Source organism: Bacillus xiapuensis (assembly GCF_002797355.1).
GTDB classification, from domain to species: domain Bacteria; phylum Bacillota; class Bacilli; order Bacillales; family Domibacillaceae; genus Bacillus_CE; species Bacillus_CE xiapuensis.
Genome location: NZ_KZ454940.1, coordinates 861,722 through 874,243, shown reverse-complemented (window position 1 = coordinate 874,243; position 12,522 = coordinate 861,722). Strand labels below are relative to the sequence as shown.

Sequence of the window (12,522 nt, the reverse complement as noted above, 5' to 3'; positions counted from 1 at the left end):
TCGTGGGGTTAAATAACATACCATATGATATAATATCGTCTCCGTCAATCATTGTCAAGAAAAATGTTACACCCGGATTAGTTGCCATAGAACACGCGCCAAAGATACAAGCCTTCTGCCGGAGCGGTTTTTCCTGCCAGCGCCCGGTCTCTAGCGGCTAAAATATCTTTGACCGCGCCGGGGGGTATTTTTCCCCTGCCTGCCTCCAGCAGCGTTCCCGTCATAATGCGGACCATATTGTATAGAAATCCGTTTCCTACAAATCTTAGTTCTATTTCCGTACCATTCTGCTGAATGATGATGTCTCTTACTTGTCTTACCTTATCCTGCACTTCTGTTTTGGCTGAGCAGAAACTAGTAAAATCATGAGTTCCCATCAAATGAGCAGCCGCCTGCTCCATCGCCTGCAAATCAAGCTCAAAAGGGAAGTGATGGGCATAAGCGCGCTTAAAAGGGTTCCGCTGTTTCTCCTGATAGACCTTATAGCGGTATTCCTTGCCGGATGCCGAGTAGCGGGCATGAAATGAAGCGGGCGCCTTCTCCGCTTCCATAATAGCGATATCGCTCGGGAGCAAGCTGTTCATGGCAGCCGGCCAGCGCTCCATCGGAATCGACAGTGCGGTATCAAAATGAATCACTTGGCCAACCGCATGAACGCCCGCATCTGTCCGCCCGGAAGCCGTCACCTTCACTGTCTCGCCTTTGTGAAGCTTTTGCAAAGCCTTCTCCAGTTCCTCTTGAACGGTTCGGCCGCTCGGCTGGATCTGGTAGCCAGAAAACAAGGCTCCGTCGTAGGCTACCTTGCATTTTACGCGAATCATATGTCACCACTCCATTTACTAACTTCTTAGATACCAAAGCAGCGCCGCAAGCAGCACCAAAACGAGCATCGCTGCGGTATCTTGCCACTTCCAATGCAGCAGACGGTACTTCGTCCGGCCTTCTCCGCCGCGGTATCCGCGCGCTTCCATGGCGACCGCCAGTTCGTCAGCCCGCTTAAAAGCGCTGACGAACAGCGGAATGAGCAGCGGCACAATTGCTTTAACCCTTTCCTTTATTGGACCGCTTGTGAAGTCTGCTCCGCGGGCCTGCTGCGCCTTCATAATCTTCTCCGTCTCATCCATTAAGGTCGGAATGAAACGCAAGGAAATCGACATCATTAATGCCAGCTCATGAACCGGCAGCTTGATCTTCTTCAGCGGGTGCAGCAGGCTTTCAAGACCGTCCGTAATCGAGATCGGGGAGGTCGTCAATGTCAATAGCGACGTCACAAAGATCAACAGCAGAAACCGAAGGGAAATAAAAGCCCCTTGCCTTAAACCGCCTTCATAAATTCCTATAAATCCGGCCTTCCACAGCAAATCGCCCTCTTTTGTTAAAAAGATGTGGAGAAGAAACGTGAAGATAATCAGCCAGAGCACAGGCTTAAGACTAGCGGCTAAAAAGCGGATATTGACCTTCGCCAGCCAAACGGCCGCTATTGTAAATAACACCAAAATCCCATAGGTCCACACATTGTTAGCGAGAAACACGACAGCGACAAAAGCAAAGATAAACAGAAGCTTAGCTCGGGGATCTAAGCGGTGAACGATAGAATCAAGCGGCAAATACCGCCCCAGGATCATCTTATTCATCACGATGCACTCCCCGCTCTCTGGCCAGCTTTAATTCTTCTGCCAGTTCATTCACTGTCAGGCACGTTTTTGTCAACCGTATTCCTGCCCGTTCTTCAAATAGGTGCTGAAAACGAACCACTTCAGGCACACGGAGCCCCAGCTCAGACAATTCCTCCGGGCAGGAAAACAATTCCCGCGGCCGTCCCTTTCGGCGAACCTCTCCCTGATGCATGATGACCATTTCATCAGCATACAAGGCGGCCTCTTCCATGCTGTGAGTGACCAGAACCGTCGACAGCTCCCGTTCCTTATGGAGCTGCTGAAACATCTCCATAATCTCTTTCCGCCCTCTCGGATCCAATCCGGCGGTAGGCTCATCCAATACGAGGACATCCGGTTCCATCGCCAGCACACCGGCAATGGCTACGCGGCGCATTTGCCCGCCTGATAATTCAAAAGGAGACTTCTGCAAGACATCTTCCGGCAAGCCCACTTGGCGAATCATTCGCTGAGCCCGTTCTTTCGCTTCTGATTCGGGCACTCCAAAGTTCATCGGGCCGTAACAAATATCTTTTTCAACGGTCTCTTCGAATAGCTGATGCTCTGGAAACTGAAAGACGATGCCGACTTTTTTGCGGACCGGCTTCAGATTCTTTTCTTTTTGCTCAGCTGCGATCACCCTGTCTCCGATGATCACCCGTCCTTTTGTCGGCTGAAGCAGCGCATTTAAATGCTGAAGAACCGTTGACTTTCCTGAACCCGTATGCCCGATGATGGCGAGGAACGTGCCGCTCGGTATTGCAAAACTGACGTGCTGAAGGGCTTTGCGTTCAAAAGGCGTGCCGGCTGCGTAACGATATTCTACTTCTTGAAGTTCGATATCCATAAATCCCTCACCAGCTCTTCATTTGTTAAATGGTTTTCCTTTATTAAAAATCCTTCCGAACGTAATCGGTTGCTCACTTGTACAGAAAACGGCACATCCAGTCCGAGCTGAACTAATTCTTCATTCAGGCGAAAAATCTCTTCAGGCGTTCCTTCTGTATAAACAGACCCCTGATTAAGCACAATGATGCGATCAGCACGCGCAGCCTCTTCTAAATCATGAGTAATAGAAATAACCGTTAGGCGCTGTTCTTCTTTCAGCTGCCGGACCGTTGCCAATACTTCTTCCCGCCCTTGAGGATCCAGCATGGATGTCGCTTCGTCCAATAAAATAATATCAGGCTGCAAAGCAATGACACTGGCAATGGCCACTCGCTGTTTTTGACCGCCGGACAGATGGTGCGGCTCTTGATCCAGAAAATCCAGCATACCGACTCGCTGCAAGGAGTCCTTCACTCTTTCTGTCATCACCTCATGCGCGATGCCGTTGTTTTCTAACCCAAAAGCCACATCATCTTGCACGGTCGTACCGACAAATTGATTATCAGGGTTTTGAAAGACCATTCCAAGCCGCTTGCGGATTTCCCACACATGCTCCTCTTTTAAAGGCAAACCAGCGATGTGAATTTCTCCTTTTTCGGGATAATGGAGACCATTCAGCATCTTCGCCAAAGTAGACTTACCAGAGCCGTTATGACCGACGATGGCCAGCCATTCTCCAGAATATATCTCCAATGAAATATCCTTTAAAGCGTAATCCTTCTGTTCCAGATAGCGGAAATCTACATGCTTAATGGAAATAATCGGTTCTTTCATATGCCTCCTCCTCTCCTCTATTCTGCACTCTCCTCGGCTCTGCTCTAAATTCTTGTCATAATAAAAAAAGCCCGCACCCCTTTCCAAAGAAAATTGCTTTCCTGCCATCTAATCGGCCTCTTATCTAAATAAGAGTGGAAGGGGTACATGAGCTAGACGAGTCAGCTTAAGTGCTCATCGTAACGCTCAAGCTTCACATTATTCAGTCTTTAGCGAATGTTAAAAAAGGGCAAAACTCTAGCTAAGCTGGAGTATCTGCCCTTGTAGTGGTTTCATTGACCATTAAACAAGCTCAATAATAACCATTGGTGCACCGTCACCACGACGAGGACCCATTTTCATGATGCGCGTATAGCCGCCTTGGCGCTCGCTGTAACGCGGAGCGACATCAGCGAAAAGCTTCTGCAGTGCATAAACAGGCTTTTCTTTCGTTTTGCCGTTCTCGCCTTCGATTTCCACTACTGATGCTACTTCGTTACGAAGGAAAGCAGCAGCTTGACGACGAGCATGTAAGTCACCGCGTTTACCAAGTGTAATCATTTTTTCCACAACTGAGCGAAGCTCTTTCGCGCGTGCTTCAGTTGTTTCAATGCGCTCGCTGATGATTAAGTCAGTCGCTAAATCACGAAGCATCGCTTTGCGCTGAGCGCTTGTACGTCCTAGCTTTCTGTAAGCCATGAAGATACCCTCCTTTGTTGAATTCGTCTATTATTCTGTTATCAATCTTCTTTTCTCAACCCTAAACCAAGCTCATCCAACTTAGATTTCACTTCTTCAAGCGATTTACGGCCAAGATTTCGGACCTTCATCATGTCTTCTTCGCTCTTGTTCGCTAATTCTTGTACAGTATTAATACCCGCACGCTTTAAGCAGTTATAAGAACGGACAGAAAGATCAAGTTCTTCAATAGTCATTTCAAGAACCTTTTCTTTTTGGTCTTCTTCTTTTTCCACCATAATCTCCGCGTTTTGAGCCTCGTCTGTTAAGCCAACGAAGATGTTTAAGTGTTCAGTCAAGATTTTGGCGCCTAAAGAAATGGCTTCTTTCGGGCCGATGCTGCCATCCGTCCAAACATCCAATGATAATTTATCATAGTTCGTCAATTGTCCCACGCGAGTGCTTTCGACTTGATAGTTTACACGGGCAACTGGAGTGTAGATGGAGTCGATCGGAATCACACCAATTGGATGGTCTTCCTTTTTGTTTTGATCAGCTGGAGTGTAGCCTCTTCCGCGCTGAGCTGTCAGCCGCATGCGAAGATGCGCTTTATCGCCTAGAGTGGCAATATGCAAATCCGGATTAAGGATTTCTACATCACTATCATGAGTAATATCTGCAGCTGTCACTACGCCGTTTCCTTGCACATCAATCTCTAGCGTCTTCTCCTCTTCAGAGTAGATTTTCAACGCTAGTTTCTTAAGATTCAAGATGATTGTTGTAACATCTTCTACGACGCCTTCAATTGTTGAGAACTCATGCAGCACGCCGTCAATCTGAATAGATGTGACTGCAGCACCAGGGAGTGAGGATAATAGTATACGACGTAAGGAGTTACCCAAAGTTGTACCATATCCACGCTCAAGTGGCTCTACAACGAATTTACCATGAGTGGCATCATCGCTGATCTCAACCGTTTCAATTTTTGGTTTTTCAATTTCGATCATTCAATTATACCTCCTTCAATACGTCGAAACCCCGGTTAACTGTTCAACCGAAATTCCCCATGTTTGCGTTCCCGATTGTGCACAACAACTGGTTTACTATTTCTGTAACGAACGAAACATTCTAATATATCCCATTATTGACAGAGATATAAATATTATACAGAAAAATTAAACACGGCGACGTTTTGGAGGGCGGCATCCGTTATGCGGGACAGGAGTAACGTCTCTGATTGCGGTTACTTCTAAACCTGCAGCTTGAAGAGCACGAATAGCTGCTTCACGGCCAGATCCAGGACCTTTAACGGTTACTTCTAAAGATTTCATACCATGTTCCATTGAAACTTTCGCAGCCGTTTCAGCAGCCATTTGCGCTGCGAATGGAGTGGATTTACGAGAACCCTTAAATCCAAGCGCACCTGCACTGGACCATGATATAGCATTACCATGAACGTCTGTAATAGTTACGATTGTATTGTTAAATGTTGAGCGAATGTGTGCAATACCTAATTCAATATTCTTTTTCACACGACGCTTGCGAGATTGTTGTTTACGAGCCATGTCGAAAATTGACCTCCTTTACCGATTATTTTTTCTTGTTAGCTACCGTTTTACGAGGACCTTTACGAGTACGAGCGTTGTTCTTCGTATTTTGTCCGCGAACTGGCAAGCCGCGACGATGACGGATTCCACGGTATGAACCGATTTCCATTAGACGCTTGATGTTCAGTGAGATTTCACGGCGAAGGTCACCCTCTACCTTCAATTGGTCAATGATCTCACGAATTTTTGTTAGTTCGTCTTCCGTAAGGTCGCGTACGCGAGTGTCTTGAGAAACACCAGCTTCCGCTAGAATTTTTTCAGCAGTTGATCTGCCGATACCATAGATGTAAGTTAATGAGATAACTACACGCTTATCGCGTGGAATATCAACACCTGCTACACGTGCCATAGATATGTGCACCTCCCTTTAAAATTATCCTTGTTTTTGTTTATGTTTAGGATTTTCACAAATTACCATTACTTTACCTTTTCTGCGAATAACCTTGCATTTTTCACAAATCGGCTTTACTGATGGTCTTACCTTCACTTTTTTCCAACCTCCTTCATAGTCCGGAGTGCATAAATTATTTGTAACGGTAAGTAATTCTTCCGCGAGTCAGATCGTATGGAGAAAGTTCAACCGTCACTTTATCTCCAGGAAGAATGCGAATAAAATGCATACGGATCTTTCCCGATACATGGGCAAGGATCGTATGGCCATTTTCTAATTCTACCTTAAACATTGCGTTTGGCAAAGTTTCAACTACTGTACCTTCAATTTCAATAACATCGTCTTTCGCCACGAATTTATTCTCCCTTCTCTTTTCATACAGAACGCCGCTCATTATCCACTTCACTGCTTTGCGGGCCTGGTCTTTATTAGACTTGAACCAACTTCTGGAGAAGCATCTATGCTTTTTAAGCTTTAGTTAATATCTCAAAACCTGTGTCGGTCATCGCAATTGTGTGTTCAAAGTGCGCACACATTTTCCCGTCTTGAGTGACGACTGTCCAGTTATCCTCAAGAGTTTTGACATAACGGCTTCCAGCATTCACCATCGGTTCGATTGCAAGCACCATTCCAGGTTTGAGCTTTGGACCTTTTCCAGGCGGACCATAATGAGGGATTTGCGGATCCTCATGCAAGTTTTGACCAACGCCGTGTCCTACATACTCACGCACAATTGAAAAGCCATAAGATTCAACATATGTTTGAATCGCATGGGAGATGTTTGAAAGACGTTTGCCTGGCTTCGCTTCTTGTAAACCGGTAAAAAGCGACTTTTCTGTTACCTCTAATAGCTTTTGTGTCTCAGGTGCTATTAGTCCAACAGGATATGTCCAGGCAGAATCACCATGATAGCCTCGATAATTAGCACCGATATCTAAACTGATGATGTCCCCTTCTTTTAACACACGGTCTCCTGGTATTCCATGGACAAGTTCTTCATTGACAGAAGTACAAATGCTGCCACGAAAACCATTATACCCTTTAAAAGAAGGAATTGCATCATGCTGTCTGATAAATTTGTCCGCAATATTATCCAACTCTTTCGTTGTTATACCGGGAGAGATATGCTTTTGCAATTCCTGATGAGTCAACGCGACAATTCGTCCTGCTTCCTTCATAATCTCTATCTCTCGAGGGGTTTTGCAAATGATCATTTAATTCAGTCCTTTAAGCAACTCATCGATGTCTTGAAAGACTTCTTGAATCTCTTGCTGGCCGTTCACGTTTCGTAAATAACCTTTTTGCTGATAGAAATCTAGTAATGGTTGTGTTTGTTTTAAATTAACATCCAAACGGTTTTGAACGGTCTCTTCATTGTCATCTGCGCGCTGATAAAGGTCGCCGCCGCAACGATCGCATTTGTCTTCAGCAGCAGGCGGATTAAATACCAAATGGTAAGTGGCTCCGCACTCTTTGCAAATACGACGTCCCGTTAAACGTGCCATGAGAATTTCTTTATCAACCTCAACATTGATGACATAATCAATGCTCTTTCCAAATTCGGTCATGATGCCTTCAAGCGCCTCTGCTTGCGCCACGGTTCTTGGAAAGCCATCGAGAAGAAAACCCTTTTCGCAGTCAGGCTTGCTTAACCGTTCACGGACAATGCCGATCGTCACTTCATCAGGTACGAGGGCCCCTTGATCCATGAAGGATTTGGCTTTGAGTCCAAGCTCCGTGCCATCCTTGATTGCTGCACGGAACATATCTCCTGTAGAAATATGCGGAATGTTATATTTTTCAACAATTTTTTCAGCCTGTGTACCTTTACCAGCACCAGGAAGTCCCATTAATACTAGATTCATTTATATTCCCCCTCAGTCTGATTAGAGATTTGCAGCAGCTTATTCTCTACTTGATAAAGCCCTTATAATGACGTTTGACAAGTTGTGCTTCCAGTTGTTTCATCGTTTCCAATGCAACCCCAACTACGATTAGTAGGCTTGTGCCGCCAATCTGTGCAGCTGGTGGAAGACCTGCAAACTTTATAAAGAATACAGGCAGAACTGAGATGACAGACAAGAATATTGCACCAACAAATGTTAAACGGTATAAAACGCTTGTTAAATAATCTTGCGTGCTCTTTCCAGGACGGATGCCCGGAATGTATCCACCTTGTTTCTTCAAATTATCCGCCAGTTGTTCCGGATTCACTTGAATGAATGCGTAGAAATAAGTAAAGGCAACGATCAATGCCACATAGATAACCATTCCAACTGGTTTTTCATAGTTAAAAATGTTTTGAATCGTCGTTGTTACATCATTAGAGCCAAAGAACGAAGCAATCGTCTGAGGCGTGATCAAAAACGCGACCGCAAAGATGACAGGAATAACCCCAGCAGCGTTTACCTTTAACGGCAAATGAGTTGCTTGGGCGCCCGGCGCGCCGATGCCGCCGTTTTCTGTCATTCGCTTAGCGTATTGAATCGGTATTTTCCGCAGCGCCTGCTGCACAAAAATAACTCCAACGGTAACAGCCAGTACGGCTAATACAATAAGGGCCAAAATCACAATTCGCAAGAAAAGCTGATCCCCGGCACCTTGAATTTGCTGTGCATAAATTTGGTTAACAGCACTCGGGATGGCCGCAACGATTCCGGCAAAGATGATAACGGAAATACCATTTCCTACACCTTTAGCTGTGATGAGCTCACCTAGCCACATTAAAAATGCTGTTCCGGCTGTTAGCACTAACGCTATGAGGAGGTAAGAAGCAAAGCTGTTATTCTCCACTAGCATTCCGCCATATAACCGGTTGAACCCGTAAGACATTCCCAGCGCTTGGATAAATCCAAGAACGATGGTGAAGTATCTAGTAAACTGGGTGAGTTTGCGCCGGCCAACTTCTCCCTGCTTCGACCATTCCGTAAACTTTGGAACAACGTCCATTTGAAGCAGCTGCACGATGATGGAAGCCGTGATATAAGGCATAATTCCCATCGCAAGAATGGAGAAGTTTTGAAGCGCACCCCCTCCAAACGTATTGAGGAACCCGATCAAACCAGCCTGTTCCTGCATTTTCAATACTTCAGCATTTACATTGGGAACAGGGATAAACGTGCCGATCCGGAAAACAATTAACATAAGAAGGGTGAATATAATTTTTCTTCTTATATCACCCACGCGCATAAAATTGGAGATTGTGCGAAACATTAAATCACCTCAGTCTTACCGCCGGCAGCTTCAATAGCATCTTTCGCAGCAGCAGAGAATTTATGAGCTTTTACAGTCAATTTTTTCTCTACGTTGCCTTTAGCAAGAATCTTGATTCCTGCTTTTTCGCTGCTGACTACGCCCGTTTCGATAAGAAGTTCAGGTGTTACTTCTGTTCCTTCTTCGAAGCGATTTAATGAATCAAGGTTAACGATCGCATATTCTTTTCTGTTGATATTGGTGAAACCGCGTTTTGGCAAACGTCTGAATAAAGGTGTTTGACCACCCTCAAAGCCTAAACGAACACCACCGCCTGAACGGGCTTTTTGGCCTTTATGGCCTTTACCAGCAGTTTTACCGTTACCTGAACCAGGACCGCGACCTACACGATTACGTTCTTTTCGTGAACCTTCAGCAGGTTTTAATTCATGAAGTTTCATGTCCGTGCACCTCCTTATTCGCAATTTAATGATTAAATTTCTTTAACTGCCACTAAATGTGAGACTTTGTTGATCATGCCCCGAATTGCGGCATTGTCTTGCTGTTCTACAGTTTGATGCATTTTACGAAGACCAAGAGCTTTAACTGTTTCACGTTGATCTTTCGGACGACCGATCAAGCTACGAGTGAGGGTTATTGATAATTTTCCAGCCATTGTAATTCCCTCCTTATCCTAACAGTTCTTCGACTGATTTTCCACGCAATTTAGCAACATGTTCCGCGCTTTTCAGTTGCTTAATTCCATCGATTGTAGCACGTACCATATTAATTGGAGTGTTGGATCCTAAGGATTTAGAAAGGATATCTCCAACTCCGGCAAGTTCAAGTACCGCACGAACAGGACCGCCAGCGATCACTCCAGTACCTTCAGAAGCAGGTTTCAAAAGAATCTCACCAGCACCAAAGCGGCCGATGACTTCATGAGGCAATGTAGTTCCAACCATAGGAACTGTTACTAGGTTTTTCTTAGCATCTTCAATAGCTTTGCGGATAGCATCTGGTACCTCTTGCGCTTTACCAGTTCCGAATCCAACGTGTCCGTTTTTGTCACCGACAACCACTAGCGCAGTAAAGCGGAAACGACGACCACCCTTTACTACCTTTGCAACACGATTGACCGTAACTACGCGTTCTTCAAGTTCAAGTTTATTTGGATCAATGCGACGCATTAATATGTCCCTCCTTTTTATTAGAATTCCAATCCATTTTCGCGCGCTGCATCAGCCAATGCTTTAACGCGGCCATGGTATAGGTAACCTCCGCGGTCAAATACTACGGATTTAATTCCTTTTTCGCTAGCGCGTTTAGCAACTAATTCGCCGACTTTAGCAGCAGCTTCAGAATTGCCAGTTATGTCTAGACCAAGGTCTTTTTCAATTGTAGAAGCACTAACAAGAGTTACACCGTTCATATCATCAATCACTTGAGCATAAAGATGTTTGTTTGAACGGAAAATATTTAAACGCGGACGAGACTCTGTACCGCTAATTTTCGCACGTACACGAGCATGTCTCTTTTTACGTGTTTTGTTTTTATCCGGCTTAGTAATCATCGTGGTCACTCCTTTCGTTTACCTAAGCGACATTATTTACCTGTTTTACCTTCTTTGCGACGCACATATTCGCCTTCATAGCGAATTCCTTTGCCTTTATACGGCTCTGGCGGACGAACGTCACGGATGTTGGCAGCAAAAGCACCTACGCGCTCTTTGCTCACGCCTTTCACGACTACTTTCGTGTTAGAAGGCACTTCCACTTCTACGCCTTCTTCAGGCACCATTTCAACTGGATGAGAGTAACCTACATTCAAAACAAGCTTTTTGCCTTGTTTCTGGGCACGGTAACCGACACCGATCAGTTCAAGTGATTTTTCGAAGCCTTTCGATACACCTTCCACCATGTTTGCTAATAACGCACGCGTTGTACCATGGATAGTACGGTGTGCTTTGGAATCAGAAGGGCGGGATACGTTGATCACGTTGCCTTCGATTTCAATGGTCATTTCTTTACTAAACGTACGAGTAAGTTCTCCTTTAGGACCTTTCACAGTGACAGTGTTATTGTCTTTTGTTACTGTTACGCCTTCAGGTAGCTCAATAGGTTTTTTTCCTACGCGAGACATTCTGTTGCACCTCCATTCATTCAGAAAATATTACCAAACGTATGCTAATACTTCTCCGCCCACTTTTTTAGCGCGAGCTTCTTTATCTGTTAAGACACCGTTAGATGTTGAGACTAAAGCAATTCCTAAACCGTTAAGCACTTTCGGCACTTCGTCAGCTTTTGCATATACGCGCAAGCCCGGTTTGCTGATGCGTTTCAATCCAGTGATAACGCGCTCGTTATTCGGTCCGTATTTCAAGAAGATACGGATCATACCTTGCTTGTTATCTTCAATGAATTCTACATCACGCACGAAACCTTCACGTTTCAGAATTTCTGCGATTTCTTTTTTGATGTTAGAAGCAGGCACTTCTAACTTCTCGTGACGCACCATATTCGCATTGCGAATGCGCGTAAGCAAATCTGCAATTGGATCTGTCATAACCATATTATTTACCTCCTTCCCAAGTCGGGGTATTACCAGCTAGCTTTTTTAACACCAGGAATTTGTCCTTTGTATGCAAGTTCACGGAAACAAATACGGCAAAGTTTAAATTTGCGGTATACAGAGTGTGGACGTCCGCAACGTTCGCAGCGTGTATACTCTTGCACTTTAAATTTAGGCGTGCGTTTTTGTTTCACAATCATAGATTTTTTAGCCACGTTTTCGCCTCCCTTTTATAGCGATTACTTTTGGAATGGCATTCCAATTTGAGTTAACAATTCGCGAGCTTCTTCATCGCTTTTTGCAGTTGTTACAATTACGATATCCATACCGCGTACTTTGCTTACTTTATCGTAATCAATCTCAGGGAAGATTAATTGTTCCTTCACGCCAAGTGTGTAGTTTCCGCGTCCGTCAAATGACTTTTTGGAAATGCCTTGGAAATCGCGCACACGTGGAAGTGATACAGAGATTAATTTATCCAGGAATTCGTACATACGCTCACCGCGTAATGTAACTTTCGCTCCAATCGGCATCCCTTCACGTAGGCGGAAGCCTGCGATTGAGTTCTTCGCGCGAGTGATAAGCGGTTTTTGACCAGTGATCAATGCTAGTTCTTCAACAGCTGTGTCAAGCACTTTTGCGTTTTGAACAGCATCACCAATTCCCATATTAACTACGATTTTTTCAACTTTCGGTACTTGCATTACAGAATCGTAACTGAATTTATTCATTAAAGCAGGTGTAATTTCTTCAATATACTTTGCTTTAAGGCGGTTCATAAAGAATA

21 protein-coding genes are annotated in these 12,522 nt (G+C 44.8%); all 21 read right to left on the bottom strand.

Going from position 1 to position 12,522, the window contains the following annotated elements:
* Window positions 1-77: 77 nt before the first annotated feature.
* On the bottom strand, window positions 78-818 hold the full coding sequence (gene truA / locus CEF20_RS16030) for a tRNA pseudouridine(38-40) synthase TruA (RefSeq protein ID WP_232713587.1): 741 nt from the start codon (window positions 816-818) through the stop codon (window positions 78-80).
* Between the two features lie 21 nt (window positions 819-839).
* A complete protein-coding gene (locus CEF20_RS16025; protein ID WP_100332816.1) occupies window positions 840-1,637 on the bottom strand; it encodes an energy-coupling factor transporter transmembrane component T family protein in 798 nt (265 codons plus the stop codon).
* Window positions 1,627-2,502 carry an energy-coupling factor ABC transporter ATP-binding protein gene (locus tag CEF20_RS16020; RefSeq protein ID WP_100332815.1) on the bottom strand — a complete coding sequence of 292 codons (876 nt, stop codon included), beginning with the start codon at window positions 2,500-2,502 and terminating at the stop codon, window positions 1,627-1,629. The genes CEF20_RS16025 and CEF20_RS16020 overlap by 11 nt, the downstream gene beginning before the upstream one ends.
* On the bottom strand, window positions 2,478-3,317 hold the full coding sequence (locus tag CEF20_RS16015; protein ID WP_100332914.1) for an energy-coupling factor ABC transporter ATP-binding protein: 840 nt from the start codon (window positions 3,315-3,317) through the stop codon (window positions 2,478-2,480). Before CEF20_RS16015 ends, CEF20_RS16020 begins: the two co-directional genes overlap by 25 nt.
* Before the next feature lie 282 nt (window positions 3,318-3,599).
* On the bottom strand, window positions 3,600-3,995 hold the full coding sequence (rplQ, locus tag CEF20_RS16010) for a 50S ribosomal protein L17 (protein ID WP_100332814.1): 396 nt from the start codon (window positions 3,993-3,995) through the stop codon (window positions 3,600-3,602).
* Between the two features lie 41 nt (window positions 3,996-4,036).
* On the bottom strand, window positions 4,037-4,981 hold the full coding sequence (locus CEF20_RS16005) for a DNA-directed RNA polymerase subunit alpha (RefSeq protein WP_100332813.1): 945 nt from the start codon (window positions 4,979-4,981) through the stop codon (window positions 4,037-4,039).
* Between the two features lie 168 nt (window positions 4,982-5,149).
* Window positions 5,150-5,539 carry a 30S ribosomal protein S11 gene (gene rpsK / locus CEF20_RS16000; protein ID WP_100332812.1) on the bottom strand — a complete coding sequence of 130 codons (390 nt, stop codon included), beginning with the start codon at window positions 5,537-5,539 and terminating at the stop codon, window positions 5,150-5,152.
* 25 nt (window positions 5,540-5,564) lie between these two features.
* On the bottom strand, window positions 5,565-5,930 hold the full coding sequence (gene rpsM, locus CEF20_RS15995) for a 30S ribosomal protein S13 (protein ID WP_100332811.1): 366 nt from the start codon (window positions 5,928-5,930) through the stop codon (window positions 5,565-5,567).
* A 24-nt stretch (window positions 5,931-5,954) separates the two neighbouring features.
* The gene (gene rpmJ, locus CEF20_RS15990) at window positions 5,955-6,068 is read right to left on the bottom strand and encodes a 50S ribosomal protein L36 (protein ID WP_003156543.1); all 114 of its coding nucleotides are present in this window, start codon (window positions 6,066-6,068) and stop codon (window positions 5,955-5,957) included.
* Window positions 6,069-6,105: 37 nt separating this feature from the next.
* The gene (gene infA / locus CEF20_RS15985; protein WP_039234460.1) at window positions 6,106-6,324 is read right to left on the bottom strand and encodes a translation initiation factor IF-1; all 219 of its coding nucleotides are present in this window, start codon (window positions 6,322-6,324) and stop codon (window positions 6,106-6,108) included.
* 115 nt (window positions 6,325-6,439) lie between these two features.
* On the bottom strand, window positions 6,440-7,186 hold the full coding sequence (gene map, locus CEF20_RS15980; RefSeq protein WP_100332810.1) for a type I methionyl aminopeptidase: 747 nt from the start codon (window positions 7,184-7,186) through the stop codon (window positions 6,440-6,442).
* Entirely contained in the window at window positions 7,187-7,837 is a 651-nt protein-coding gene (locus CEF20_RS15975; RefSeq protein WP_100332809.1) for an adenylate kinase, read from the bottom strand.
* 46 nt (window positions 7,838-7,883) lie between these two features.
* Window positions 7,884-9,185, bottom strand: coding sequence for a preprotein translocase subunit SecY (gene secY, locus CEF20_RS15970; protein ID WP_100332808.1), 1,302 nt, complete (start codon window positions 9,183-9,185; stop codon window positions 7,884-7,886).
* Entirely contained in the window at window positions 9,185-9,625 is a 441-nt protein-coding gene (gene rplO / locus CEF20_RS15965) for a 50S ribosomal protein L15 (RefSeq protein WP_100332807.1), read from the bottom strand. Before rplO ends, secY begins: the two co-directional genes overlap by 1 nt.
* A gap of 32 nt (window positions 9,626-9,657) precedes the next feature.
* Window positions 9,658-9,840, bottom strand: a complete 183-nt coding sequence (gene rpmD, locus CEF20_RS15960) for a 50S ribosomal protein L30 (protein WP_100332806.1) — start codon at window positions 9,838-9,840, stop codon at window positions 9,658-9,660.
* 13 nt (window positions 9,841-9,853) lie between these two features.
* On the bottom strand, window positions 9,854-10,354 hold the full coding sequence (gene rpsE / locus CEF20_RS15955; protein WP_100332805.1) for a 30S ribosomal protein S5: 501 nt from the start codon (window positions 10,352-10,354) through the stop codon (window positions 9,854-9,856).
* 20 nt (window positions 10,355-10,374) lie between these two features.
* A complete protein-coding gene (gene rplR, locus CEF20_RS15950) occupies window positions 10,375-10,737 on the bottom strand; it encodes a 50S ribosomal protein L18 (protein ID WP_100332804.1) in 363 nt (120 codons plus the stop codon).
* Window positions 10,738-10,769: 32 nt separating this feature from the next.
* Window positions 10,770-11,306, bottom strand: coding sequence for a 50S ribosomal protein L6 (gene rplF, locus CEF20_RS15945; RefSeq protein ID WP_100332803.1), 537 nt, complete (start codon window positions 11,304-11,306; stop codon window positions 10,770-10,772).
* Between the two features lie 30 nt (window positions 11,307-11,336).
* Entirely contained in the window at window positions 11,337-11,735 is a 399-nt protein-coding gene (gene rpsH / locus CEF20_RS15940) for a 30S ribosomal protein S8 (protein WP_100332802.1), read from the bottom strand.
* A gap of 29 nt (window positions 11,736-11,764) precedes the next feature.
* Window positions 11,765-11,950: a 30S ribosomal protein S14 gene (gene rpsN / locus CEF20_RS15935; RefSeq protein WP_066366377.1), complete on the bottom strand. Its 186-nt coding sequence runs from the start codon at window positions 11,948-11,950 to the stop codon at window positions 11,765-11,767.
* A 24-nt stretch (window positions 11,951-11,974) separates the two neighbouring features.
* Window positions 11,975-12,514 (bottom strand): 50S ribosomal protein L5, encoded by a 540-nt coding sequence (gene rplE, locus CEF20_RS15930; protein WP_100332801.1) that lies wholly within the window; start codon window positions 12,512-12,514, stop codon window positions 11,975-11,977.
* Window positions 12,515-12,522: the final 8 nt, after the last annotated feature.